The sequence below is a fragment of the Vibrio sp. THAF64 genome, assembly GCF_009363455.1.
Taxonomy (GTDB): domain Bacteria; phylum Pseudomonadota; class Gammaproteobacteria; order Enterobacterales; family Vibrionaceae; genus Vibrio; species Vibrio coralliilyticus.
The window spans coordinates 1035120-1060194 of the sequence record NZ_CP045356.1 but is presented as its reverse complement, the minus strand read 5'-3'; the positions used below and the strand labels follow the sequence as shown (position 1 = coordinate 1060194).

Sequence of the window (25075 nt, the reverse complement as noted above, 5' to 3'; positions counted from 1 at the left end):
CATATGGCTCCTTTACTTTACCCTCCGATATGAGAGGAAGAAATCAATGGCAGACTTTAAGTCTTGCTGCTCTTTCAGATTATTTTCTGGCTCGCTTGAGAGACTAGTTGATTTGGGGATGTTGACACTCTTCGTACATAACGCTTACCCGTTGTTGTTAAAGTAATCGCCAATGTAACCAAATGTAAATATATTGACAGGTGTAGGACGAAAAATCACCGTCAATTTGTTCCCCTATTATGAAGTTCAATCGACAACGTACCCACATGCGCAATCATGAGTGGGAAGTTAAGCTATTCCAGCGCCGCGCGGTCGTGGCTTTTATTGCGATGATCGCCCTATTGGGTGTGCTGGTGGCAAACCTCTACCACTTGGAAGTCAAAGATTTTGACTACTACCAGACCCGAGCAAATGACAACCGTATTCAGGTTCTGCCTATTTCTCCTCCTCGAGGGCTGATTTATGACCGCAACGGCCATCTCATAGCCAAAAACATTCCTGTTTATGTGTTGGATGTGTTTCCGGATAAAGCGCTCAACCTCGAACAATCCATTGTTAACTTGCAAAAATATGTCGATTTATCACCAGAGCAGGTGAACCAGCTTGAACATCTACATCGCAGGCGTTTCAAGGCGGTGACCATAAAGGGGGAGCTATCTGAGTTGGAAGTGGCCCGTTTTTCTGCGCATCAACATGAATTTCCGGGCTTTGTAATCAACGCTGAAATGAAACGTTTTTATCCTTATGGTGCGTCACTGACGCATGTTGTAGGTTACGTTTCTCACATCAATGATCGCGATATTGAGCGTCTCAAGCGTCAGGATGAGTTGTCTAACTACCGGGCAACGAAGAACATCGGCAAGCTCGGGATCGAGCGCTACTACGAAAAAATGCTCCACGGCGAGCAAGGCTATGAAGAAGTTGAAGTGAACAGCCGTGGTCGAGTGATTCGCACCCTTGAATATGTGCCCCCTGTGGCGGGTAAAGATATCGTTCTGAACATTGACGTCGATTTACAGAATTATGTCTACAAACTGTTGGGAGACAGGCAGGGCAGTGCGGTGGTACTTGACCCGAAAGACAACAGTGTACTGGCGATGGCATCCAGCCCCAGTTATGACCCAAACCCTTTTGTTGATGGGATATCAGGGCCTGCGTATCGTAAATTACTTGAAGATGCTCACCACCCATTGGTCAATCGTGCCACCCTTGGTGTGTATCCGCCCGCCTCTACAGTGAAGCCCTTCATGGCGATTGCTGGGCTGACTGAACATGTCATCAGCCCTACTACGATTCGTAACGATCACGGTCGTTGGCAGATTCCTGGCTCCAGTCGTCATTCCAAAGCTTGGCGTGACTGGCGCCGCTGGGGGCATGGTGATGTTGATGTCACGCTAGCGATTGAAGAGTCGGTAGATTCGTTTTTCTATCAGATGGCTTACGATTTGGGGATTGATCGTATCTCGGATTGGATGGGGCTGTTTGGGTTTGGTCAGCTGACAGGCATAGACATTCTTGAGGAAACGGAAGCCAATATGCCGACCCGAGAGTGGAAACAGCGCCGCCATCATCAACCTTGGTATAAAGGGGATACGGTGCCTATTGGTATTGGACAGGGTTACTGGACGGCCACACCGTTGCAAATTGCTAAAGCGACATCGGTATTGGTAAATCACGGCAATGTCACGCCACCTCATCTGCTGAAAGCGGTCATTGAGCATGGTCAAAGCTTTGAGTCTGCGACGTTAGTTGATGAGCCAGTGACTAACAACATGAAACAAGTGGATGACAGTTCATGGGATATTGCTCTGAATGCAATGCGACTGGTGAATGAAGGCCCAAGAGGTTCAGGCCGAAGAGCGTTCAGAGGGACCGAGTATTGCAGTGGTGGTAAGTCGGGAACCGCACAGGTTTTCGGCCTGAAGAAAGACGAAGTCTATAACTCCAAAGAATTGAGTCACAACCTTCTCGATCACGGCTTGTTTACAGGGTTTGCTCCGTGTCGCAATCCTGAGTATGTCACGACAGTCGTCATAGAACACGGTAATGGTGGTTCCAAAGTGGGTGCGCCGTTTGTTCGAAATGTGTTTGATCACTTGCTGACTGAAAAGGGTAAACATGCCCCCAGAAAGCAGACTTAAGTGAGAGTTTCTACGTATTAACCCATCTATAGGATGAATTTTTGATGATCGGTAGCGAGTTTCAATATTGTCATCTAGATTCATATGGTTAGTTGGAAAATATGAGTAGGGATAAGAACATGAAGCGACTTTTGTCTCAGTGGTCTGTTACCAATCGTTTGGTTGCTATTTTCGTTGTATTTGTCGTCACTATTGTTTTGATTGCGACCGATATTATTGTGACTTTGGAAAAGAATAAGCAGGATGGCACGGTGATTAATGTTGCTGGCCGACAGAGAATGTTGACCAAGAAGTTTGCCAGTGAGGTCATGCTTTCTGTATATGAGGGGCATAAGTCAGCTCATTCTCAGCTCAATTACGACAATACCATCAAACTTTACGAGACCTCGCTCAAGGCGTTAAAAAGTGGTGGCCAGACCTTCTCAGATTTACCGATGAAAAATCCGATTAACCTTGCTGAAAGTACAGCAGAAGACTTTAAAAACAGGCTCAACACGGTAGAGCAGCTCTGGAATACGCAAAAAGCCATGGCTTTTTCTTTGCTGCAACAAACGGACAAGCCGACGGAGGAGCAGGTTGATAAGTTTATGTTGGCCAATCACAAAACACTCGGAGCGATGCACCAAGCGGTACTTAGCTATAACCGCTATGCAGACGCTAATGTGAAAGGCTTGAAGCAAGACATTTTAGTCATCTCTGGTGTCGGCATACTGCTCGTCATTGTGCTTTCTTACTTGATTGGGAAAAGCTTAACACAGCCAATTCATCAATTGGTCGCGGTGAGCAGAGACACAAGAAAAGGTGATCTGGAGGACAAAGATCATATCAATGAGCTGGTCAATAATAGTGAGCTTGGCCTGTTGGCGAAGAACATCCAGTCGATGAGACACGCATTGTCTTCGGTGGTCAAAGGTCTCAAAACCAGTGCGGACAACATCTCTAGTTTATCGAGTCGAGTTGAGTCTCTGTCGCAAGAGGTGAATGAGAGCTACGATGATGAGAAACGCAAATACGAAGAGATTGCTCAAATTTCAGATGGTTTGGTGGATTCCTTTGATCGCGTTTCAGGGGTGGTTGATCAAACCTTGGAGTCTGCCGCTCAAAGTCAAACCAGTGCAAAGCGTGGCTTAGATTCAGTTCACGCCAATATGAAAGCGGTAGAGCTAGCGTCTGCTGAGTCGCATAAAGTGTCTGAAAACATTCAGGAACTGAGTTCTGTTGCCGAGCAAGTGTATAGCATAATTGATGTTATCCAGACCATTGCCGAGCAGACCAATTTATTGGCACTTAATGCTGCTATCGAGGCTGCACGGGCAGGTGAACAAGGGCGAGGCTTTGCCGTTGTTGCTGATGAAGTCCGAATGTTAGCCAGTAAAACCAATGACTCAACCGGGGAAATCAGTAGCTTGCTCAATGATTTGACAGAGCGAGTGAAAGTCTCTGTTGAGTCTGTGGCGCAACTGCAAAAAGAAGTAGAAAACAGTAAGCAATGCAGTAGTGATACTGCGGATAACATCGATAAGATTTCCAACTCGATTACGTTGACGGTCGAACAACAGAATGAAATTGCGGCACTTATTGATGAGCAGTCTCGAAGTATTCACGATCTCAAACAAGCACAGGACTACCTGTCTAACCTTCTTCAGAACACCAATAAGAAGATCATGGACAGTTCCCACATTGCGGTTGATATGAGTGATATGGCGAAGGGTATCTCATCAACCTTAGATGATTTCTCGTTGTCTGCTCGGAACGTTAAATCATGATTTGAGTTTGGGCTAGTAGTGTTAAGTCTCTGATAAAAGAAGCCCCTATATGGGGCTTCTTTTATTGTGCAGGAGTAAGGTTTCTGTGCTTTAGAAACACAAAAGCTGGCAACGGATTGCCAGCTTAGACGTTGATAGCCTGCTAGAGCAGGCTGAAAGGATGCACGTTACTTCTTATTTGTGTCTTTATTGGCGTCTTTCCAATATTGAATTCGGACACGATGAAGTTGTGCTTTTCTCATTTTCTTCATGATATTCCCTCACTTTTTAATGGCTTGCTCGTCACTGAGCATATGTGAATCAAGTTCCTCATGAACAAGATTTAATGTAGCGACCAAATTCGAAGATCGCTAGGGTTTAGATCACATTTTTTTGTATGTACGTCATACCTTATTTATATAAAGTGAATATGAGCTCACTTTAATAGGATTGCAATGTAACTAAAATAAAACTGCAATACCGCCTTTATGTAATAGAAACAATACTTTAACGCGATTGTCATTTTTACTATCTATCATCTGCTCGCTATTAATAAAAAACATACTCGAGCAAGGAGTCAGCAATGTGGAATCGCGATGAGCAAGATTCTCAATTCAGCCAAATGATCGAGGCGAGACTGTCACGTCGTCGTTTCTTGGCTGGTACTGCAGCAGTGGGTGCAGGCGCGTTTCTGTCGCTTAACCCAATCACTAAGGCATTTGCCGCAGACAAGAAAAGCGCACTACTGAATTTTGACGCTGTTCCGGCTTCTACAGAAGATGCGATTATTGTGCCAAAAGGCTATAAAGCAACACCTTTGTTATCTTGGGGTGACCCTATATTTGCTGATGCGCCAGAATTCGATCAGAGCGGTAAGCAAGACTCAAAAGCTCAACTACGCCAGTTCGGTGACAATACTGACGGCATGAGCTTATTCCCAATCGCGAAAGACCGCGCCGTAATTGCGGTTAACAATGAATACACCAACTACGAATACCTGTTTGACCATGGCGGTAAAGCGATGACCGCAGATGATGTCATGAAATCACAGGCCGCTCACGGTGTGACTGTGTTTGAAATCGTCAAATCTGGTGGTGAGTGGAAGCTGGACAAAAACGGTAAGCGTAACCGTCGAATTACCGCTGCTACAGAAATGAAGCTCACAGGTCCAGCAGCTGGTCACGATTTGATGAAGACCAAGCTCGATCCGACAGGTATGAAACCATTGGGTACATTCAACAACTGTGCAAATGGCCAAACGCCATGGGGCACGTACCTGACATGTGAAGAGAACTTCAATGGTTACTTTGGTACCAGCGCTAGCGCTGAAGTCTCGGACGACCATGTACGCTATGGTGTTGAACCTAAGCCTAGCAAATACCAATGGCATGACACCGATGAGCGTTTTGATGTAGCTAAGCATCCAAATGAACCACATCGCTTTGGTTGGGTTGTTGAGATAGATCCGAACGACCCGACTTCAACACCGCTTAAGCGCACTGCACTAGGCCGATTCAAGCACGAAAATGCAGCATTGCTGATCAATGACGACGGCCATGTGGTTGTCTACTTGGGTGATGACGAACGTGGTGAGCACCTTTACAAGTTCGTTTCTAAGAACAAATATCAGCCAGGCAACAACACAGCAAATCGCGATCTGTTGGAAGAAGGGACATTGTATGTCGCCAAGTTCGAGATGGAAGACGCTGAACTGAAGGGTAAAGGGCAGTGGCTGGAGCTTACATATGGTAAGAATGGCCTGACGAAAGAAAATGGCTTCCATGACCAAGCGGAAGTGGTGACCTTTGCACGTAGAGCGGCGACTCAAGTTGGTGCAACCACAATGGACCGCCCAGAATGGGTTGCAGTGCACCCTGACAACCAACACGTTTTCTGTACGTTGACCAACAACAAAAACCGTGGTGTAAAAGAAGGCCAACCGGTTGGTGGACCAAACCCTCGCAAAGAAAACCATTATGGTCAGATTGTTCGCTGGGTACCGCAAGGTGGTGACCACACCAGCGAAGGATTTGAATGGGATCTGTACCTAATTGCGGGTAACCCAAAGGTGCATAAAGGCAACCTTTATGCAGGTAGCGAGAACATCAATGAAGACAACATGTTCAACAGCCCAGATGGTATTGGTTTTGATAAAGCAGGGCGTCTGTGGATTCAAACCGATGGTAACTACTCCAACAAAGGCGATTTTGCAGGCCAAGGTAACAACCAGATGTTGTGTGGTGACCCTATGACTGGCGAGGTTCGTCGCTTCCTGACTGGTCCTGTAGCGTGTGAAATTACCGGCCTGACCTTCTCTGAAGATTACAAGACGATGTTTGTTGGTGTTCAGCATCCAGGTGAGAAAGGTGCTCCGTCTCACTTCCCTGCTGGTGGTAACAGCAAACCTCGCTCAACAATTATGGCTATCACACGCGAAGATGGCGGTGTAATAGGCGCATAAATACAAATTCCTTTAGGGAATACTTGCACTACTTCAAGGGGCATTTCGCCCCTTTTTTGATCTTTGAGAAAGGCTAGCAAGGATAAATATGCGCAAATGAGCATAAAAATTGTGATCTTATGGCTGCTAACCACTAAATGTAGTTGCTCAGTTTGTACGGTATAACTATATTGAAAAGGTGCCCACATAATTTAAAGGTGTAGAGACCCGAGTAAACTCACAGAGTTGATACGAAAAATTGAACGAAAACGAAACACATGGCTCAGTGATGTTCCCACTGAGGGTGAATCGAAAGCGTCTAAGAATAAAGTATTTACAAAGGCCTTTTAGCTCATCGCTCCGGCGACGCCACATCTTAAGTTATCGGTACGTATGTTGATAACCAAGGAGGAGGTTTGGCTATGGTTGTTCTGGGTTTAGTAACTCTGGGTATCGTTGTTTTCTTTGCTTGTTGGGTATGCCAACACGGTCTGCCAGTTTTTGGCATGCAGCTGGATGAAACTGATCAGCTACTCCTTGCGGAAGCCGCTGGAAAAGACGTATTGGAAGCATAAATTTCATTTACTTATGGATATCGCAAAAAGGAGCCATTGGCTCCTTTTTTAATGTCAGAAATTAGCCGTGGAGTTAGTCTGAGCGGCCACGCCCCGCAATCTTCCATTTATCGACAACCTCACCTTGCCTAACCACGTACAAATGGTCGAAGTTGTTCAGCGTGGTATCGCAGTGGCTCGGAGTTAAAGCGAGCGTCTCGCCGATACTAAGTGGATTGTCTTCACTAAGATGAAGAATGCCATGCTCATCCCCACCACATTGATAGGTAAGATCAGGGCGAGATTCAACAATCGGCATACCTAGATCAATTGAAAGTGACTTCATACCCGCATCAATAACGGCGCGTTGCGGGGTTGGGTGGCTAATCACGGTACTTAACACTTTGAGTGCAGGATTGAACTGTTGGTTAAGATTTGCATCTTGCTCATCGCCAATATTGCAATAAGAGTTATCCATAAACAGATAAGAGCCGGCTTGTATCTCAGTGTACGCTAGCCCCTGATAAGCTTGGTACGTCCCAGTGCCGCCTCCACTGATGATTTCTGGGGCAAGATGGCGTGGCTTTAATTGAGTATCGATAAAATCAAACAGTTCAGTCACTGCGGAGCGTGCTTGTTGTTGTCTCTGTTCAAAGCCTTTGATCAGTTGTAAGTGACCGCTGTACGCCTGAATCCCAGCGTAATGAACCCCTTCGGTATGAACGACTTTCTCTATGAGCTTCAGTAGTCCTTGACCCACAGCGACACCGCATCGCTGCTGACCACTTTCGACTTCAATCAAAAGGTTGACCGTGACACCTGCCTGCTTAGCTAGCTCAGCGATTGATTCCACATGCTGAGGGTGATCAATAACTTGATAGAGCGTGGCTTGCGGGTATTGGCTATGAAGATCTATCAGACGTTGATACTTAGCCTGACCTGCAATTGGGGTTGTGATTAGGATGTCAGTGATACCACCTTGAAGCATCACTTCCGCCTCTCCTAGCTTTGATGTACAGATGCCTTGTGCACCATGTTCAATTTGCTTGTGGGCCAGTTGTGGGATTTTATGCGCCTTCGTATGAGGGCGCAGGGTTAAGCCTAGTTGATTAATTCTGCGTTGCATCTCAGCTAAGTTATGTTCGACAGTCTCGATGTCGATAAACAAAGCCGGTGTATCGATGTGTTCTAGTTTCATTTTTTCATACTTATTGTTTTTTGAGCCGCGCTAGATTAGCACTCAGACAGTCATGTTGATTAAGAATATTGTTAAATATTGGTGCTTTAAGATCGTTAGCAAATTGAAAATGAGTGATCGACTTTTGTTGTGTTTTGCATTTCATATTGAGAATCAGATTGTGCTCTGATTTTGTCAATTTCTATCATTATGAATTATATGCACTTTTGTGCTTATATTTATTTCCTGTTTTTTGGCACGTGGCTTGCCTTAATCAATTTACCTAGCTTGATTCAATATGCGTTCGATTTTGACAAGTGTAATCAGAGAAAATAGGAGAAGGTTATGGCTCATTCAACTAACACACATCGTTTCAGAAGCGCTGTAAACCGTGCAGATACCTATGCTCTGACTGATACTAAATTGTCTAGTACTCAAGGCTCAAGAGCTTATCGTTTGGCATCACTGTCGCTTTTACCTAGCCCTCCAGAGGGAGTTAGAGATAGAGTAAGCCGAATGCTCGGCAAGAGTTTTCATCAAGCAGATTCTGAGTACGCGGAGGAAAAAAATGAGCTTTCAGAATGGACACCTTCTCCGCTATTGATTGATTCAGGAAGACTTCTTATTTCGAGCGGCCATCGTCGCCAGACCCAGTTCGACCCCAATAGCGTTGTTGCAGGCAAGGATACGCTCGGTTCGCTCAATATTAACAAAGATGGGTACTGGGATTATTCGGTTTACAATATCAAGATGCAGTTTCTCAAGCAGGGTGAGCGTAAGCTTGAAAGTTTCTCTTTATACTCTGATGCAGGCGACCCTATTACTGTGACACTCACTTTGATTGGTGTGGAAGGCGGTGCTGTGATTGAGGAGCTAGCAACAGAAGTAACCATAGGTTAGTCGTGATGAAAGTAAGGGGAAATTTCTTTCATTATGGTCGTAAAGCGTTGTGGTAACTGGCGATGTCTTTTGGTCAGAAAATATAGGGTTTCTACAACTTCATGTTCTGCCTGATAAATGGCAATTTTGTCTCTATCTGAAAATGAATCGAGAGCACTTTTAGGCAACACAGTAAACCCAAGCCCTTTTGCAACAGGTAACAATATTTGGCTCAGCTGATTGATATACCCCGTGACCGGAATATCGTCGATGTTGATCTTCTCTAGCAAAGGCTCACCACACTGGGCAAAGTATAGAGAGAGATAGTGAATAGCATCGGGATGCTGAATCAAACCAATCGCTTTCAAAACCTCAGGTGTTAAGCTGTTTACTGCCATTTTGGCAGGTAGCATCAGGCAAAGAGGCTCGATGCCCAATATCTCTGATTCGAAACGAGAGTCGGAAGGAATGTGAGTAACGATCCCAATATCACTCTCTCCAGATAACACATCAGCTAAAATCTTATGATGAGGAGCGGCTTCGAGTTTTGGAACTAGCTTCGGATATTTACATTGTAAATTAAGAAGATGCGGATAGAGCAGTAACGCCAGAGAGCCAGAGCAGGACAGCGAGACGTTGCCTGAATAAGGGTCTTCAATATTGAGAGAGTTAAGTAGTTCAGCCTGTTGGCGCTCAACTTCTAGGGCATAGAGATAGACAGATTGCCCGGCTTCTGTGATTTCAAATGTTTTGTTGTGTCTGGCGATGAGAGCATGACCGCATGCTTGCTCAAGCTTTTTGATGTGCTGGCTAACCCCTGGTTGGGTCATAAAAAGCCTTTCAGCGGTTTTAGTGAAGTGGCCAGTATCGATCAGTGTTTGAAAGGTCTTCAGCCATAGTGGGTTGAGCATCGTCATCGTTTAATAACAAAAAATTATGCTTAATAGTTTATGTGATAACGTTAAGTTTTGGTAGTAAGAGAAGAATGGCGAGATGTGTTACCTCGCCATCTAGAACTAAGCTGCGTTGAGCTGAGTGGCGAGATCCCTGCCGTTACCGCGGAATTTATCGACGGTTGGTGCAAAGGCGGCGGAAACATGAAGTAAGCGAGAATCTGGATGCTCAGCTAGGTATCGCGCTTTCGCATCATCGCTGTCTAGTTTATCCCAGTCACGATGGATCGAGCGAGCAAAGTGCAGTGTCGTTGCCATTTTAGGAGACAGCTCTGCGTCTCTAGGATCATGATAATTAGCGATGGCGTCCACCATAGGGTCAGGGAACTTCCAAGTCTTCGCCAACTTAGCACCCAGTGTCGGAGCGGTAATATCCAGCACTTCTTCTTGTACTGAAATCGCGTCTTCTCCTGCCTCTGCACGTTCATGTATTTTGACTGCGGCATCAGGCACCAAAGTATGAATCATCAGCTCGCCGATATTGTGAAGAATACCGGTAGTGAACACTTCGTTGGAATCCATCCCTGTCTCGTCGGCAATCTTGCTGGCGATAACGGAAATCTCGAAGGTGTCTTCCCAATACTGGTCCATATCCAGTGTTTTGATTTTAGGGAATGCACCAGAAAGCACTGAGGCGACTACCAGAGTTCTTACTGGACCAGTACCGACACGAAGCAAAGCCTCGTTAACGGAAGAAACTGTTTTACTGCCGCCGAAATGGGCAGAGTTCGCCATACGTAGCAATCGAGCACTCAATACCTGATCGGTAGCGATTTTTCTCGAGAGCTCGCCAAAATCGACCTCGTCCTGATTCACCATATCAAGTAGCTCTTGTAGTACTTTCTGGATCCTAGGTAACTCGTTAAGACGCGAAATTAAAGCCTCCTGACTCATTAGCACTCTCCTTTTTTATTTATGAGCTTTCTTACTATAGAACAGTAAATTAGTTTCATACAAAGTTGTAAACGAAGAAGTTCTTAAAATATTTTAATAACAAAAAATTATTAAAATAAGAATAATTGATAATTTTTAATCGATATATTCTTTGCCTAATATGTACTCAACGAAGCGGGAGAGTCCCCGACACAAAGAGCAAAGAAGAGGTCTACATGTCTACTCCATATCCACGTAATTTTTCTCATATCGGTATTTCGGTACCTGACTTAGAAGCAGCAGTTAAATTTTATACAGAAGTACTTGGTTGGTACCTGATCATGGAACCTACCGAAATCGTTGAAGACGATTCTGCTATCGGTGAAATGTGTACTGACGTATTTGGTGCGGGTTGGGAGCGTTTCCGTATTGCTCACCTTTCAACGGGTGACCGTATCGGTGTTGAGCTGTTTGAGTTCAAGAATCAGGAAAATCCAGAAGACAACTTCGAATACTGGAAAACAGGTATTTTCCACTTCTGCGTTCAGGATCCTAATGTGGAAGAGCTGGCAGAGAAGATTGTTGCAGCAGGTGGTAAGAAGCGCATGAAAGCGCCACGCTATTACTACCCAGGTGAGAAACCTTACCGCATGATCTACATGGAAGACCCATTCGGTAACATCCTTGAAATCTACTCTCATAGCTACGAGCTGCATTACTCAGCAGGTGCTTACAAGTAAGCTATTCAGCCACTCATGTTTATGAGTGGCTTTATTCTTTGAAACTAAGGACAAATCAATGAAAGCGATCACGTACCAGCGCGAACAAGACACGTTCACAGTCTCCGAATTGCCGCAACCTAATCTTCAGTCACCATTTGACGTTTTGGTAAGAGTCCATGCGGTGGCGCTAAACCCAGTCGATGCCAAAGTAAATTTTTGGCATGGAATGGTCCCTGATATGAACGACAATTTCGTTGGAGGGTTGGATGTATCAGGGGAAATTGTTGCGATAGGTCAACAGGTAACTGGCTGGGCTGTGGGTGATCGAGTTCTGTATCACGGAAATATGCGCCGTGTGCATGGCGGGTTTGCAGAATATGCGCTCCAAGATGCACGCACCCTCACGGCGCACCCTAATGTTCCTGCTGAATTTGCTGCAGCAACTCCATGTGCAGCGTGGACAGCCTATCGCGCTTTGGTTGACAAGCTGAATATTGAATCTCGTAGTAGCATTTTCATTGCCGGTGGCGCTGGTGGTGTAGGTAGTTTCGCCATTCAACTAGCCAAACATTTTGGTGTAAGCAAAATTGTTACTACGGCCTCAACAGCAAAACACAGCTATGTGAAAAAGCTCGGGGCAACCCATGTGATTGATTACCGAAGTGATGATGTCGCTGAGCAAATCATGAATCTTACCGATGGGCTTGGTGTGGACGTCGCACTAGATTGTGTTGGTGGTGACAATGATCTGCTAGCGGCATCAGTATTGGGTTTTGAAGGACAAATGGTTGAGCTGGTAAAAACCGTGCAGCCTGAGCTTTATCCTGATGCTTTTCTGAAAGGTCTTTCATTCCATCAACTTAGCTTAGGCTCTGGCCATGTAAATGGTGAAAAAGGCCGCAATGATATGGTTGCGGCCGGTAATGCGGTTTCTAAACTGTTCGAACTGGGGATACTCGAAACGCCAGCACTGCAAGTGATTCCGTTAGATCAGGTCGGGGATAAGTTGGTAGAAATTCGAAATCAACGCACCACGGGTAAAATTGTCGCGAAATTGGTGTAACCATTGATGGCAAAAAAGACAAAAGTGATTTGAGTTTTTTGCCATTTTTCATCAGTTAATTACTCGCAATAATTGCACCGTTCAACTCATTCAGAAACAGGAAATACCATGAAACACATTCCTATGCTAGGTGCCGGTACATTTAGACTGGAAGGTCAGACGGCATTTGATTCCGTTATGATGGCGCTTAAAGCCGGATATCGTCATATCGATACAGCTCAGATTTACGGTAATGAGCAGTCGGTGGGTGATGCAATGTTGGCGTCTGGCATTGCCCGAGATGAGATTTTTCTTACCACTAAAGTGTGGATGAACAAACTGTCGAAAGCAGAGTTCCGATCCAGTGTCGAAGAGAGTTTGAATAAGTTGCAAACCTCATACATTGATTTGCTATTGATTCATTGGCCGCTGAAAGATGAAAAAGTATCCATGCTAGAGTATCTGACAGAGTTGAAGGCGGTGAAAGAGGCGGGCCTGGTGAAGCATATCGGCGTTTCTAACTTCAACAACCAGCAGCTAGAACAAGCGATAGGTATTTTGGGAGCAGGGGAAATTTTTACCAATCAGGTAGAAGTTCATCCATATCTGCAAAACAAGAAGGTGGTTGAGTTCTGCAAACGCAACGATGTATTGGTTACGGGGTATATGCCGTTTGCGTATGGTGCTGTTTTGAAAGATGAAATCATTCTTCAACTGGCGAACAAGCATGGCGTAACGGCAGCACAAATTGTGTTGGCGTGGATGCGTCAAAATGAATTCGTGACGATTCCATCATCGACTCGACAGGCCAATGTTGAAAGCAATCTCGAGGCGAAGAACGTGCACTTAAGCCACGATGATATGGCATTGATTGCAACATTAGATCGCAATCAACGTCTTGCCAATCCAGACTTTGCTCCAGAGTGGGATTGAATGACTGCGAGCACTTTTTGCGAATTTAAAAGTGCATTCGCTTTTTAATTACTGTTATTATCAGCGGGAAATAGTCGGGGAGCCTTAGGGCTGAGATCGCATTGCGAGACCCGTAGAACCTGATTCAGTTAGCACTGACGTAGGGAACTATTAGCACCGATGTTTGAGTATTCTCGCTTTGGTGCACTCGCTTTTTATGATTCGATCTTCCCTTTTATTGATCACTTCATGTTTGGCTGAGAGTTCCTGTACGTCTTGTAATAGGAGCATCCATGCCACATTCACAAGACACACCACCCATTGTATTAACCATCGCAGGATCTGATAGCGGTGGTGGCGCTGGTATTCAAGCGGATATTAAAGCCATATCTGCGACTGGCAGTTACGCGTGTTCTGTCATTACGGCCATTACCTCACAAAATACGCTTGGCGTAAGCGCAATTCACCCGATTCCTCTGGAGCATATTGAAAGTCAGCTCGACGCCGTGTTTACGGATCTCAATGTGGTTGCTGTTAAAGTCGGGATGTTGGCTGACGCGCGGATCATTAAGGTCGTTGCGGACAAAATCAGACAGTACAAGCCTACTCATCTGGTGGTTGATCCTGTGATGGTTGCAACCAGCGGTGATCTTCTTCTGGAGCAGTCGGCGATTAGCACATTAAAAGAGCAGTTGATCCCGATGGCGGATCTGATCACCCCTAATCTGCCTGAAGGGGCGGCTTTGATTGATGGCGCTGTGCCAGAAAACGAAGATCAAATGGGCAATATGATCGAAGAATTGCGCGCACTCGGTGCCAAAGCGGTATTGCTGAAAGGGGGGCATCTAGAAAAAGATGACAACAGCAATGATTTGCTGATCTTAGCGCAAACGAGTGAGCTTCTGAGTGCCAAACGATTCCCGACGAAAAACACTCATGGAACAGGCTGTACCTTATCTTCGGCGATTGCGTCTTATCTTGCGCAGGGTAATAGACTGCACAAAGCCGTGTACTTAGGTAAGCAATACATCTCGCAGGCCATCGCTCATGCTGATGAACTCAATGTTGGTACGGGGCATGGGCCGGTCCATCATTTCTTCTGTGGACACATCAATGTTCGCTGAGCCGATTGGGATCGAAATTCAGCGAGCCAGCTTACAGTACACGGACAATCCAGCCCCGACATTGGCGTACTTCTCTATGTCGATACCCGCTGGGCAGTGGACGTGTATTTTGGGGCGCAGTGGCTGCGGGAAAACTACCTTGCTACGTTATCTGGCAGGTCTGTTGAACGACAAAGCGCACTGGACCGGAGAACTGACGCTCAGTCATAGCCATGCGCTGCAAGGCCAGATTGCTTACATGGCCCAACAAGACCTGCTGCTACCATGGCTCAATGTTCTGGATAATGTTTGCCTGAGCAGTAAGTTTGGCAGCGCTCAACCTGACAGAAATCGAGCGCTGCGATTGCTGGAGCAAGTCGGATTATCGGATCAGGCGGCGGCTATGCCTGTACAGTTGTCAGGTGGTATGCGTCAACGTGTGGCGTTGGCTCGCACGTTAATGCAAGACAAGCCTGTGGTACTCATGGATGAGCCTTTCTCTGCGCTAGATGCGGTGACGCGACATAAATTGCAGACATTGGCCGCTGAGCTGTTGTGTGGCAAAACGGTGGTGCTGATCACCCATGATCCACAAGAAGCGATTCGACTGGCCGACGCTCTGTACATCCTCCGCGGTCAGCCCGCTTATGCCGAATCACATGATGTTCCAACCACTCAGCCGCCTCGTGTCATAGATGCAGAATGTGCGCAATTGCAGCAGAACATCCTCAATTCGTTGGAGGGTGATTATGAGTGATATGACTCAGTTTGACGCCATTCGACGCGACGTAGTGAAAAAAGAACGTCTGACACACCCTGCGCTACGGTTGACGATCAGTACAGTCATAATTTTGGGGCTTTGGCAGTTAGTGGTGGTGATGTTTGATATGCCAAGCTTTATTCTCCCTACGCCGCTTGACGTGTTTGAACGCCTCGTTAGCCGCTTTGACGTATTGATGAAACATACGCTAGTGACTGGTCAAGAAATTGTGTTGGGTCTGTTACTTGGCTTGTCAATGGGGCTGTTCTTCGCTTTACAGATGTTGTTATTTAAACCGCTCAAGCGCTGGTTATTGCCGATCCTAATTGCCAGTCAGGCGATTCCTGTGTTCGCGATTGCACCTGTCTTGATGTTGTGGCTTGGCTACGGTATCGCATCAAAGGTCGTGATGGCGGCGATGATTATTTTCTTCCCCGTGACCACATGTTGCTACGACGGCTTGAGAAACACGCCGACAGGCTATCTCGATCTGGCAAAAACCATGGGGGCGAGCAAATGGCAAATGTTGAAGCACATTCAACTCCCAGCGGCTCTACCAACTCTGGCTTCCGGTATACGTGTCGCTGTGGTCATTGCACCTATTGGCGCTGTGGTCGGAGAGTGGGTAGGTTCCAGTGAAGGTTTGGGTTACCTGATGCTGCAAGCCAACGCGCGCATGATCATTGATGAGATGTTTGCGGCGCTGTTTATTCTGGCTTTGTTGTCTGTCTCGCTCTACTTCATTACCGATAAATTACTTAAGAAACTGATTCCTTGGGAAAATCAATAAAAGAAAGGACACTCCCGTGAAAACAAAAAAAATACTCAGTGCAGTGGCACTACTTTGCTCAACATTTTCTGCTCAATCGCTGGCGGAAGAGAAAAAACTCACTCTGATGCTGGATTGGTTTGTTAACCCGAACCATGGCCCAATCGTGATTGCGAAAGAGCGTGGCTACTTCAAGCAGCAAGGCATTGATGTTGATATTCAAGAGCCCGCTGACCCAAGCACGCCACCTAAGCTGGTGGCTGCTGGCAAAGTCGATCTGGCGATCTCTTACCAGCCAAGTCTGACTATCGACGTTGCTTCGGGTTTGCCGCTTATTCGTTCTGCAACTCTAATCGCGACACCGCTCAACACTCTGATGGTGCTAGACAATGGTAAGAACGACAATCTGGCCGACCTGAAAGGCAAGAAAATCGGTATTGCCATCGCAGGCAATGAAGAAGCAACTATTGGTACTATGCTGGCGCAAGACGGTGTGAAGTTCGCCGATGTGGACATCATCAATGTGGGCTGGGCACTCTCTTCTTCATTGGCATCAGGAAAAGTCGATGCGATCTGGGGTGGTCTACGCAACTTTGAAACTAACCAGCTCGCGCTTGAAGGCTACAAAGCGAAAGCCTTTTTCCCTGAAGAGCACGGTGTGCCAGCCTATGACGAGCTGGTGTTTGTGGCGAACGCCAAAACTCATGATGCAGAGGCTATCAAAGCTTTCAACAAAGCGCTTGAGCAAGCCACCACTTACATTGTTAATCACCCACAAACGTCGTGGAAGGAGTTTGTTGCTTATGCGCCAGACACTCTCAACAATGAACTTAACCAACGAGCTTGGAACGATACGTTAACCCGTTTTGCACTGCGTCCTTCTGCGGTTGATCTTAAGCGCTACGACGATTACGCCCAGTTTATGTATTCACAAAAGATCATCGAGACTTTGCCTAAAGCCGCAGACTATGTGCCGGAGTTTAACTAATGAAATATCAGGATCTTATCGAAGCTTGTCAGTCGGACTGGCAGGAATACACACAGCATGACTTTGTGCAGCAGCTAGCAAAAGGCACTTTAGATCAGCACAGTTTTCTTCACTATCTGAAGCAGGATTTTTTATTTCTCAAACAGTATGCGCGTGCTTACGCGTTAGCCATCTATAAAGCGCGCACGCTGGAAGACATGCGTCGTGCCTTGCCGAGTGTGCATGCTCTGTTAGATTCCGAAATTGGTCATCATGTAACGTATTGTGGTCAATGGGGGCTAACGGAATCTGATCTGGAAAACGAACATGAAGATTTTGGAACCGTTGCTTACACACGCTATGTGCTTGATGCAGGCATGACAGGTGATTTAGTTGACCTGTACGCCGCGCTGGCGCCGTGTTCGATTGGCTATGCGGTGATTGGAAAAGCGTTGATTGAAAGCAATGACACCGTACGAGAAGGAAACCCTTACGCAAGTTGGATTGAGCTTTATGGCGGTGAAGAATTCCAAAGTGGTGTCGCACAAGGTGCAGAGCATTTTAACCAACTCTTAGAAGAGATTGATCTTCATAGTCAGCGGGGACAAAACCTGATTGAAGTGTTCAGAACTGCGACTCGGATGGAAGTAGCGTTCTGGCAGCAAGGTCTGGATGCGAAGTAGTTTAAAATCCTGATGAAGCCTCGCCTTTTGGCGGGGCTTTTTTATGCCTGTTACTTGCTTGCCTCGTCGAATTGATTCCGATGTTAGAGATGTGGGAGAGACTATTTACTCTAAAAAATAATTAGGTCACTACTCTCTTAGTTGCTATTTTTACTAGATAGATTCTAATAATATCATTAATTACATCAATAGGTTGGAGAGGAAATATGAAGGACAAAATTGTTGCTAACTTTTCGCAGGTGGATGTGATGAAGGCGAAGAAAGGGACATCCGCTGCAGCAACGAATGGTGCTTGTCATAACTTCAGTATCGAGTGGCTTAGCTTTATGTTCGAGAAAAAAGGCGACGCTAAGCAACGCATGAAGCGTTTATCTGCTCGTGATGGTGCAGGTAACCCGGTTTTACAGAAGACGTTTGCGTCCCGTTGGTCGGAAGGTGGGGCATCTTATCAGGTTGCAGACAGGATGATGATTTCACTGCGTGGCTTAAAAGAAACCGCACTCTTGTATGATTACACCCACTTTAATATCAAAAATATTGTAAAGGCAGTGACTAAGCCGCAGCACGCTGGCTTTATCTATTCTTTCTGGTTCCCAGGAGCCGTTGTGGGTGCTGCCGGTGCACACACTATTGCTTTTTATCGTTCTTTATCACCGAAGCAAGGCAGCTTGAAAACGGATAACGACACCGTCTATATTTTTGAACCTAACTATGGTGAGTTTGAAGTGCCGAGTAAGGATTTTGAAAGCTGGTTGAAGAAGCTGGCGACCTTCTATGCACCTTTCAATGCGCATATGGTAAAGACGGTGGCTAAAGCCTAACCCTAGATTTAACCTCTAATAAGCCTCGCTCATCAGCGAGGTTTTTTTGATTCCATTTATTGTTCTCAACTCAGTGTGAGCAAAGTTATGGTTATCACCCCACTCAACATAGCAAGAAATATCAAAAAAGCGTGGAGTGGATTTTCTAAATTACATCTCAGGCAACGAAGAGAGCAAACCCGCTCAAATTAAGGAGATGTTATGAAAATCACTAAAACAGTCACGATCAACAAACCTGCAGAACTAGTCTGGGACCTGATTGCTCATCAATTTGATAAAGCCCACCTGTGGATGGACCCGATCCCACATTCGTACGAAATTGGAACCGGTCATAGCTCAACCGGGGCTCCGATGGAAGGCCGCATCTGCAACCTGAGTAAGAATCCAAATGGCGCTAAAGCAAAGGAAGTCATCACACAGTACAACGAAGCAAACAAATCTCTGACGTTTGAAATTACGCCCATCAATGTGCCAGCCATTGTGCCAGTGAAAAAGAATCAGGTGCAAATGACGGTTCGCTCTCTTGGAACCAACAAATCCGAAGTAATTTGGTATGCCCAACCGCAACTTAAATTTTTCGCTTATCCATTCTACCCACTGCTCCGCTTAGCGATTCCCGGTGCATTTGGCAAATTACTCAATGGTTTGAAAACCTATTCCGAGCAGTCACTGCCTAACCAACAAAGCTCAGCGGCTTACACGCAATAATGATAGGGATGAAAGGGCATTAAGATGAAGAAAATGAACTCGATCAAACCTTTGGGAAACATAGCGCTAGTGGCAGGTACGGTGTTGCTTGGAGCATGTTCAACCATTGCGCCGGAAGGCAGCGCGCCACAGTACACCTCTCAGTATGATCACACCTCCACCACTGTGAACGAGTTTGATATTCGTTCTGTGACCAGTGCGCCGGAGCAAATTGTCCTGATGTTCAGGGTCAACTCATCGCCGGATCGAACCTTTGAACTGGTGTCTGAAATTGATCAACTGGCAACTTGGTTTACGGGCATCAAGAACCCTGAGATGGATAACTCCAAGTCACTCAATGGACCGTTAGCGATGGGCACGCATTCGGTGCGCAGTTGCAGCTTGGACGATGAGATATTGTATGAAGACATTGTTTACTATGACAAAAATAAGCGCTCCTATGCTTATACGATTGACATGGAGCGTTCGACAGTTTCGTTTCCTATCACAGAGCCTTTATCGCTGTTTACGGTTGAATCTGATGGTTTAGGTGGCTCATTGGTCACGTGGCGCCATTACTTCCACAAGAATGTCAGCTTAGTAGCACCAGTGCTTAATCTGATAATGGAAGGGATGATTCTGGAACCTGCGGTGGAAAACTTATTTGAACAAGTGGGTGGTGAATGGGTAGAACCTACTACCGTTTAACTCTAACATTACAAACAGATAAGTTAGGAGGATGAAATGCAGCGTTTTTTTAAAAGTATTGAATATATAGAACAGCACTTGTACGACAAAATTTCTGTTCATCAGATCGCCGCTGCGTCTCATTACTCCACTTATCACTACAGTCGGGTATTTAAAGCTTTGGTCGGAGACACACCTAAAGAGTATTTGCGTAAGCGCCGTCTCACAATGGCTGCCAAGCGCCTGCTCACAGAAGAAGTCGGCATTCTGGATCTTGCTATGGATTGTCAATTTGATTCACAGGAAGCGTTCACACGTGCATTCAAAGCGCTGTTTAACATGACGCCTGCGCAATACCGAAAAATGAACGAACCTTTCCGTTTGTTGTATAAAAATCAAATTAACGAAGATGATCTCAGTTTTCTGCAGAATCGTATTAGCATGGAGCCGGAAATCATTACACAGCCGGCCATAAAGCTGGTGGGAATCGCCAATCAATATACAGATGAAGACCTCAGTCTGCCTCGTCTGTGGTCGGGGTTTGCACCATACCGAGACACTATTGCAAACCGCGTGGGCGATGAGTTTTTCGGTATTTATGAGTCATATGAAGAGGCTGAGGAAGGCACGACGTTTGTCTATATCTGTTCCGCTCGGGTAGAGAATTTCGAACAAGTGCCAGAAGGTATGATCACGCGTGAGATGCCAGAGCAGACTTACGCTCGTTTTACCCATAAAGGGCCAATTGCCCAGTTGGAAGAAACACTGCGTTATATATGGGGCAGCTGGTTACCGAAAAGCGCTTATGAATATGAGGAAAAGCCGGACTTCGAACTCTACCCAGCTGGCTTTAACGATGCTGACCCTGAGAATAAGCTGTATCTGAATATTCCAGTACGTAAGAAAAGTTAGGTTGCAATGAAATCGACGATTCTCATCACAGCGGTCTTTGGGGCTGCTTCACTTAGTGGCTGTCAGGCTGTCACTTCTTCTTCAGTGGATTCATTGCCGCCTGTTTGTCGAGATTATGCGGCTGACCAGATCGTTGCTGTGCTCGGGGAAAGCCCGGAACTGGCAGGAGAGTGGTATGGTGATTGGGCGTATTTCCTCAATCAGTTTGCTGAGCAGAATCCGCAGATAAGAATCGTCTCTGGGGCTGATGCGGCAGCGTTTAATCTTGCGCCGTATACTTTGATACTGACACGTCAGAGTAAAGGTGAATACCGACTTAAAGAAGTGTTAGACCCGCCATATTATGACTATGCAGTGGCTAGGCTTAGGGGGGATGATATTAAAGGGATTTTACGTCATTTCGAGTTGGAGCCATACCCCTCTCAGGTTGATATTGTGTGTAAAAATCGGATCAAACAATAGATTTTATAAATGTCCGTTAAGTGAATATTTTTACATGAAATAGCTGTTTGTGATTACATAGGCAAGCCGGTTCGATCTTTCACCGAATTGACATTGAGTTGATAAATTTTCCACGTTACGTCGACTAATATTCAGCATCTTACTGATTCGGTGTGGGACGTCACGGTGAAGAATTTTCTGATCGAAAAACAATATGGTATTGGGCTTCTGGGTGTATTTCTTTTGGTTATTGCACCGATGAGTCTGTTGGTTAGCCATATCGATTTATTGAGCTCAGTGTCCTACCCACTTGGTCTGACATTTACGTTGCTGACAGATTCCGCGGGATCTAAAGGGTTTCTCTTCACCTTATTAGTTTTGGTAGCGATCTCGTGGAAGCTGATCCCTAACCGTGTTGAGTGGCTAAGTAAAATGGCTCAGCTTGGTTTGATCCTTCTGATCGGTTTTGCCAGCAAAACGGCGCTAAAGCAAGCTACAGAAAGCCCTCGCCCATACACTGAGCTGTTAACGCACCAATTGCTGATCCCACAGCCATCCCACTTTTACAATCTGAGCACCGTCCAACAGCAGCATGTGATCGATGATATTTCTCATAGCGTGAGCTCGTGGCGAACTCGCCATTGGTTAGGCGAGAAAGACTACTCATTCCCTTCTGGCCACACGATTTTCGCTGCAATTTGTCTGGCGTTTTTTGGCAATCTGTTTATTCAAAAAAGACGCTATGGTTTGGCCGCTGCACTGAGTGTGTGGGCGGTAGGTATGGCATACAGTCGCCTTTGGCTGGGAATGCACCGACCGATAGATCTCGTCGGCTCGGTTTTGTTTGTACTGATGCTGTATATATTGGCCCCCAAATTTGATCGGATCACTGAAAAGCTTTCTCTTCGTTGGTCTCAATTAACAACCTGATTCCAGCTTTACCTAACTGCCCTTGGCCCTGCGAGTAATGTCCTTACTTGCGGGGCTTTTTTTATTAGCTCTTGACTATACTTTCTATATTAATCCGTAGTTTTTATAAGTCTTTTGTAACTAAAGTAGCAAAACAGACCACATAATTGATAAAACTCGCTATTATTTATCTTGTTTATGTAATTATCACTTTTGGCATAAGTAATTTATGTGTCGTTATCGTTTGGGCAGAGGTTTGCATGCAGATAAAACTATTAAAGCGTCTGATTAAAGACAAAATGTTTGGTAAAACCAAGAACACAGCACTGGGCGTTCAGGTCGCACAGATGGCCGATGCTCGCATGGGTGCGATGTACATGCTAGCCAGTACCGAAATTACCAAAGTGGCGAAGATTTCCAACGCGCACTTTTTTGAAGCCTTTGTGGTCGGAACTGAGCCCTTCGTTGACTTTAAAGATGCGGCAATGGGACTGCTGAATAAAACCGATACCATGACCAAGCTGAAAAACAGCAAGGTCGCGAAAAAGATGTCAAAAGCGGCGGATAAAGTAGGTGAGATCACTTCAGCGATTAAGGAGAAGCTGAAACGACTATTCTCCGAGTTCTTCCGTTCTTTGCTGGATAAAGTGAAGAACATCTATGGTGACTTGTTGCATGGCATCGAGTGGCTCGCTGAAGTCGGAACTTGGCTGGCGAGTGAATTCGCAGGTACCTTCTCCAATATCATTCCGGGGTGGGGCTATGTACAAAGTGCATCTGGGCTTTACTCTGCGGCGAAAAAGTCAGTGCTGAAATCCAAAGACCTGATTTCACAAATCTACCGCGGCCGTGGCGTTGAGCTGCTGGGTGGTCACCCGAGCATCATTTCAAATGCTTTGGCGCGCCACTCTGCAAAAGGTGCTTTGGGGGGAATCAAAGACTTTACTATGGGTGTTGCTGGTATTGGCCTTCAGGCAGCAGGTGATGCTGCCGCAGGGGTAGGATCATTGATCAGCTTAATCACCAGTATTCTTGAGCGTATTATCAAACTGGTGGACTTCTTTGTTCAACGTAGCCTTCTGGCCAAAGTTGTTAAACGTGCTAAGAAAGAGTGGAATAACCGTACTGCGCCAAGCAGCTTAGTGAATGATCATAAAATGTTCTCGGAATGGTTCCAGAGTGCGGTGATTACCACGCCTGTTGTCGCGGCTCTGGTGATGGGCAGTGGCTTTGTCGGCCACCCCTATAAGTTTGCTCAGTTGCTGACACCTAAGCTTGAAGTCGTGTCGCAAGGTGACTTTGATAAAGCGGTCGTTTATATCGATAAGCTTAAATCTCTATCGAGTAAATATGTCCAGGAGTATGTCGATAGCTATAAGATTGATTTCACTAGTAAAGATGGTGTGGTCAATGCGCGCTTGAATGAATTGAAGAAAGGCAAAGGGTTATTGGATGGCCATGAATTTGCGGTGAAATCCGCGACGCCAGCACCCGTTCCCGTTTCAGTTTAATGTGGGAAGAGTAACAAACGGGCCAAAAGGCCCGTTTTTTGTGTCTATAGGTTTAGAATACCGTCGCCAGAATGTCGCTCAATGCCTTGTACGATAGGTGTTTCTGACCAATGGCGTAGTTCTCCTGCATGTGCTGCTGACGTAGGGCTGTGTCGAATAGGTATGCTTCGGTTTGTTCTGCGGCTGCACCGATGCGCTGCAAAGAGACTTGTGCGAGGTTGTTGTCATCCCAGCTTAGCTCATCACCGAGGTCGATAATATGGAAGCCAAAATGTTCGATATCTGTTTTGTACACCGGGTAGCGATAGACCACCTGAGGAACGTTGGCTACCAAACCTTCTAGGAATTGGTTCCCCCAGCCTTCGAGCCAGCTTGGGTAGGTGACGATATCGGCGTGAACGTAGGCGTCCCAAAGAGAGTACTGTTTGATGCCGATTTTATCACCACGTGAATGCTCGATACGGTGGTTGATGTCCAGTAGCTCAACGTTCATCTGCTGAGCTTTCGCTTTGAGTTTGTCGTAGTATTCGTCTTCTTCGTTCATTCCCGCTAACACGAGAATTATGCGACTATCAGATTCAATTTTTTGTCCACGATACAGCGACTTACCTACCCATTGTGGTAGCTTTTTCTGAAGATTAGCTATCAGGTCGACGGCCAGCTCGATCCCCTTACGAGCCACGATGCGTGTTGCTTGTAAGACAACGATGTCTTGTTCGCGAATACCGAATTCGCTTCTCAGATCTTGGTTGTAGTCGTCGATTTTCCAATCACAACCATCGAAGTCGAAGACATTCGGTACCACTGTTGAGTCATAACTCGTCGCATTTTTCAGAGATTCATTTGCCAACTGGTTGATGACACAGTGCTTGTCCTGTGGACGTTGCGGAGGAAAGTGCTTGTCGAGAATACGTTGGATACTCGGGTAACAAGGCTGGCTGAACTTCTCGCGTTCCCAGTGGAAGTCATGGTGATGATTGACTACTTTGACGCCTGTGTTTTCTACTGCTTTTTCTAGTCCAATCGCAGCGGCCAAACTGTGGCCAACAGCGAAGATGTTATTGGGAACAATCACGTCGATGTCGAGCTTTTCGATAATCGCTATTGCTTGTGTCGCGATCTCTTCCGCTTGGCCGTAAATCGCGGCCAGCAACGCTTCTTCGCTTTCAAAGTAGGTTGGCGCTATGAACGCATCCTGAGTGATTTTTGCGTTCAGCTCGTCTTCGTAACGTAGCGCATCAATGCACTCTGCTTCCACACTGCCAGAGCTACCCGCCATGTAAAAGACGTCGTGACCCTGCTGCTCCAGTGCCCATTTCCATTTATCCATTTCTAGTGACACACCATCGGTTTCACCGACACGATAGTGGGTTAACAAAATTCGCAT

The 25075-nt window shown here is 46.0% G+C and carries 24 protein-coding genes and 1 riboswitch; of the genes, 20 read left to right on the top strand and 4 right to left on the bottom strand.

Annotated features, from left to right (window positions below; genetic code table 11):
* Positions 1-266: 266 nt before the first annotated feature.
* From mrdA to FIU99_RS27390, 4 genes are all read left to right on the top strand, one after another.
* Positions 267-2141, top strand: a complete 1875-nt coding sequence (gene mrdA / locus FIU99_RS21310; protein ID WP_006959968.1) for a penicillin-binding protein 2 — start codon at positions 267-269, stop codon at positions 2139-2141.
* 119 nt (positions 2142-2260) lie between these two features.
* Positions 2261-3907, top strand: coding sequence for a methyl-accepting chemotaxis protein (locus tag FIU99_RS21305; protein WP_006959970.1), 1647 nt, complete (start codon positions 2261-2263; stop codon positions 3905-3907).
* A gap of 562 nt (positions 3908-4469) precedes the next feature.
* Positions 4470-6347: a PhoX family phosphatase gene (locus FIU99_RS21300; RefSeq protein WP_006959972.1), complete on the top strand. Its 1878-nt coding sequence runs from the start codon at positions 4470-4472 to the stop codon at positions 6345-6347.
* Between the two features lie 395 nt (positions 6348-6742).
* Complete coding sequence (locus FIU99_RS27390; protein ID WP_154351826.1) at positions 6743-6901, top strand: hypothetical protein; 159 nt, start codon at positions 6743-6745, stop codon at positions 6899-6901.
* Between the two features lie 73 nt (positions 6902-6974).
* Here the strand turns inward: FIU99_RS27390 and FIU99_RS21295 are convergent, their stop codons facing one another.
* Entirely contained in the window at positions 6975-8078 is a 1104-nt protein-coding gene (locus FIU99_RS21295) for a DSD1 family PLP-dependent enzyme (protein WP_039951844.1), read from the bottom strand.
* Positions 8079-8402: 324 nt separating this feature from the next.
* Here FIU99_RS21295 and FIU99_RS21290 point away from each other — a divergent pair, with 324 nt between their 5' ends.
* Positions 8403-8957, top strand: a complete 555-nt coding sequence (locus FIU99_RS21290; RefSeq protein ID WP_152472530.1) for a VCBS domain-containing protein — start codon at positions 8403-8405, stop codon at positions 8955-8957.
* Here FIU99_RS21290 and FIU99_RS21285 read toward each other — a convergent pair.
* Both FIU99_RS21285 and FIU99_RS21280 read right to left on the bottom strand, forming a co-directional pair.
* Positions 8954-9847: a LysR family transcriptional regulator gene (locus FIU99_RS21285; RefSeq protein ID WP_006959980.1), complete on the bottom strand. Its 894-nt coding sequence runs from the start codon at positions 9845-9847 to the stop codon at positions 8954-8956. The genes FIU99_RS21290 and FIU99_RS21285 overlap by 4 nt on opposite strands.
* A 105-nt stretch (positions 9848-9952) precedes the next feature.
* Positions 9953-10783, bottom strand: a complete 831-nt coding sequence (locus FIU99_RS21280) for an HDOD domain-containing protein (protein WP_006959982.1) — start codon at positions 10781-10783, stop codon at positions 9953-9955.
* 215 nt (positions 10784-10998) lie between these two features.
* Between FIU99_RS21280 and FIU99_RS21275 the strand changes: the two genes are divergently transcribed.
* From FIU99_RS21275 to FIU99_RS21205, 15 genes are all read left to right on the top strand, one after another.
* On the top strand, positions 10999-11502 hold the full coding sequence (locus FIU99_RS21275) for a lactoylglutathione lyase family protein (protein WP_006959988.1): 504 nt from the start codon (positions 10999-11001) through the stop codon (positions 11500-11502).
* A gap of 58 nt (positions 11503-11560) precedes the next feature.
* Positions 11561-12547 carry a zinc-binding dehydrogenase gene (locus tag FIU99_RS21270; RefSeq protein WP_039951847.1) on the top strand — a complete coding sequence of 329 codons (987 nt, stop codon included), beginning with the start codon at positions 11561-11563 and terminating at the stop codon, positions 12545-12547.
* A 108-nt stretch (positions 12548-12655) separates the two neighbouring features.
* The gene (gene dkgB, locus FIU99_RS21265; protein WP_006959994.1) at positions 12656-13459 is read left to right on the top strand and encodes a 2,5-didehydrogluconate reductase DkgB; all 804 of its coding nucleotides are present in this window, start codon (positions 12656-12658) and stop codon (positions 13457-13459) included.
* Between the two features lie 65 nt (positions 13460-13524).
* A riboswitch (TPP riboswitch) is annotated at positions 13525-13622 on the top strand.
* A gap of 109 nt (positions 13623-13731) precedes the next feature.
* A complete protein-coding gene (thiD, locus tag FIU99_RS21260; protein ID WP_006959996.1) occupies positions 13732-14562 on the top strand; it encodes a bifunctional hydroxymethylpyrimidine kinase/phosphomethylpyrimidine kinase in 831 nt (276 codons plus the stop codon).
* Complete coding sequence (locus FIU99_RS21255; protein ID WP_039951849.1) at positions 14552-15298, top strand: ABC transporter ATP-binding protein; 747 nt, start codon at positions 14552-14554, stop codon at positions 15296-15298. Before thiD ends, FIU99_RS21255 begins: the two co-directional genes overlap by 11 nt.
* Positions 15291-16091: an ABC transporter permease gene (locus FIU99_RS21250; RefSeq protein WP_006960000.1), complete on the top strand. Its 801-nt coding sequence runs from the start codon at positions 15291-15293 to the stop codon at positions 16089-16091. The genes FIU99_RS21255 and FIU99_RS21250 overlap by 8 nt, the downstream gene beginning before the upstream one ends.
* A 16-nt stretch (positions 16092-16107) precedes the next feature.
* The gene (locus FIU99_RS21245; RefSeq protein ID WP_006960002.1) at positions 16108-17058 is read left to right on the top strand and encodes an ABC transporter substrate-binding protein; all 951 of its coding nucleotides are present in this window, start codon (positions 16108-16110) and stop codon (positions 17056-17058) included.
* Positions 17058-17720 carry a thiaminase II gene (gene tenA, locus FIU99_RS21240; RefSeq protein ID WP_006960004.1) on the top strand — a complete coding sequence of 221 codons (663 nt, stop codon included), beginning with the start codon at positions 17058-17060 and terminating at the stop codon, positions 17718-17720. Before FIU99_RS21245 ends, tenA begins: the two co-directional genes overlap by 1 nt.
* 206 nt (positions 17721-17926) lie before the next feature.
* Positions 17927-18541: a YopT-type cysteine protease domain-containing protein gene (locus FIU99_RS21235; protein ID WP_006960006.1), complete on the top strand. Its 615-nt coding sequence runs from the start codon at positions 17927-17929 to the stop codon at positions 18539-18541.
* 201 nt (positions 18542-18742) lie between these two features.
* Complete coding sequence (locus FIU99_RS21230) at positions 18743-19249, top strand: SRPBCC family protein (protein WP_006960014.1); 507 nt, start codon at positions 18743-18745, stop codon at positions 19247-19249.
* A gap of 24 nt (positions 19250-19273) precedes the next feature.
* Positions 19274-19936 (top strand): SRPBCC family protein, encoded by a 663-nt coding sequence (locus tag FIU99_RS21225; RefSeq protein WP_006960017.1) that lies wholly within the window; start codon positions 19274-19276, stop codon positions 19934-19936.
* A 36-nt stretch (positions 19937-19972) separates the two neighbouring features.
* Positions 19973-20827 (top strand): AraC family transcriptional regulator, encoded by an 855-nt coding sequence (locus FIU99_RS21220; protein WP_006960018.1) that lies wholly within the window; start codon positions 19973-19975, stop codon positions 20825-20827.
* Between the two features lie 6 nt (positions 20828-20833).
* The gene (locus tag FIU99_RS21215) at positions 20834-21289 is read left to right on the top strand and encodes a hypothetical protein (RefSeq protein WP_006960019.1); all 456 of its coding nucleotides are present in this window, start codon (positions 20834-20836) and stop codon (positions 21287-21289) included.
* A gap of 165 nt (positions 21290-21454) precedes the next feature.
* The gene (locus FIU99_RS21210) at positions 21455-22198 is read left to right on the top strand and encodes a phosphatase PAP2 family protein (RefSeq protein WP_006960020.1); all 744 of its coding nucleotides are present in this window, start codon (positions 21455-21457) and stop codon (positions 22196-22198) included.
* A 239-nt stretch (positions 22199-22437) separates the two neighbouring features.
* Complete coding sequence (locus FIU99_RS21205; RefSeq protein WP_006960021.1) at positions 22438-23688, top strand: hypothetical protein; 1251 nt, start codon at positions 22438-22440, stop codon at positions 23686-23688.
* A 52-nt stretch (positions 23689-23740) separates the two neighbouring features.
* Here the strand turns inward: FIU99_RS21205 and FIU99_RS21200 are convergent, their stop codons facing one another.
* Entirely contained in the window at positions 23741-25075 is a 1335-nt protein-coding gene (locus tag FIU99_RS21200; protein ID WP_006960022.1) for a glycosyltransferase family 4 protein, read from the bottom strand.

Excerpts from the sequence above, each read along its gene's own strand:
- mrdA (WP_006959968.1), top strand. The coding sequence starts at position 267 with ATGCGCAATCATGAGTGGGAAGTTAAGCTATTCCAGCGCCGCGCGGTC.
- FIU99_RS21305 (WP_006959970.1), top strand. The coding sequence starts at position 2,261 with ATGAAGCGACTTTTGTCTCAGTGGTCTGTTACCAATCGTTTGGTTGCT.
- FIU99_RS21300 (WP_006959972.1), top strand. The coding sequence starts at position 4,470 with ATGTGGAATCGCGATGAGCAAGATTCTCAATTCAGCCAAATGATCGAG.
- FIU99_RS21295 (WP_039951844.1), bottom strand. The coding sequence starts at position 8,078 with ATGAAACTAGAACACATCGATACACCGGCTTTGTTTATCGACATCGAG.
- FIU99_RS21290 (WP_152472530.1), top strand. The coding sequence starts at position 8,403 with ATGGCTCATTCAACTAACACACATCGTTTCAGAAGCGCTGTAAACCGT.
- FIU99_RS21285 (WP_006959980.1), bottom strand. The coding sequence starts at position 9,847 with ATGCTCAACCCACTATGGCTGAAGACCTTTCAAACACTGATCGATACT.
- FIU99_RS21280 (WP_006959982.1), bottom strand. The coding sequence starts at position 10,783 with ATGAGTCAGGAGGCTTTAATTTCGCGTCTTAACGAGTTACCTAGGATC.
- FIU99_RS21275 (WP_006959988.1), top strand. The coding sequence starts at position 10,999 with ATGTCTACTCCATATCCACGTAATTTTTCTCATATCGGTATTTCGGTA.
- FIU99_RS21270 (WP_039951847.1), top strand. The coding sequence starts at position 11,561 with ATGAAAGCGATCACGTACCAGCGCGAACAAGACACGTTCACAGTCTCC.
- dkgB (WP_006959994.1), top strand. The coding sequence starts at position 12,656 with ATGAAACACATTCCTATGCTAGGTGCCGGTACATTTAGACTGGAAGGT.
- thiD (WP_006959996.1), top strand. The coding sequence starts at position 13,732 with ATGCCACATTCACAAGACACACCACCCATTGTATTAACCATCGCAGGA.
- FIU99_RS21255 (WP_039951849.1), top strand. The coding sequence starts at position 14,552 with ATGTTCGCTGAGCCGATTGGGATCGAAATTCAGCGAGCCAGCTTACAG.
- FIU99_RS21250 (WP_006960000.1), top strand. The coding sequence starts at position 15,291 with ATGAGTGATATGACTCAGTTTGACGCCATTCGACGCGACGTAGTGAAA.
- tenA (WP_006960004.1), top strand. The coding sequence starts at position 17,058 with ATGAAATATCAGGATCTTATCGAAGCTTGTCAGTCGGACTGGCAGGAA.
- FIU99_RS21235 (WP_006960006.1), top strand. The coding sequence starts at position 17,927 with ATGAAGGACAAAATTGTTGCTAACTTTTCGCAGGTGGATGTGATGAAG.
- FIU99_RS21230 (WP_006960014.1), top strand. The coding sequence starts at position 18,743 with ATGAAAATCACTAAAACAGTCACGATCAACAAACCTGCAGAACTAGTC.
- FIU99_RS21225 (WP_006960017.1), top strand. The coding sequence starts at position 19,274 with ATGAAGAAAATGAACTCGATCAAACCTTTGGGAAACATAGCGCTAGTG.
- FIU99_RS21220 (WP_006960018.1), top strand. The coding sequence starts at position 19,973 with ATGCAGCGTTTTTTTAAAAGTATTGAATATATAGAACAGCACTTGTAC.
- FIU99_RS21215 (WP_006960019.1), top strand. The coding sequence starts at position 20,834 with ATGAAATCGACGATTCTCATCACAGCGGTCTTTGGGGCTGCTTCACTT.
- FIU99_RS21205 (WP_006960021.1), top strand. The coding sequence starts at position 22,438 with ATGCAGATAAAACTATTAAAGCGTCTGATTAAAGACAAAATGTTTGGT.
- FIU99_RS21200 (WP_006960022.1), bottom strand. The coding sequence starts at position 25,075 with ATGCGAATTTTGTTAACCCACTATCGTGTCGGTGAAACCGATGGTGTG.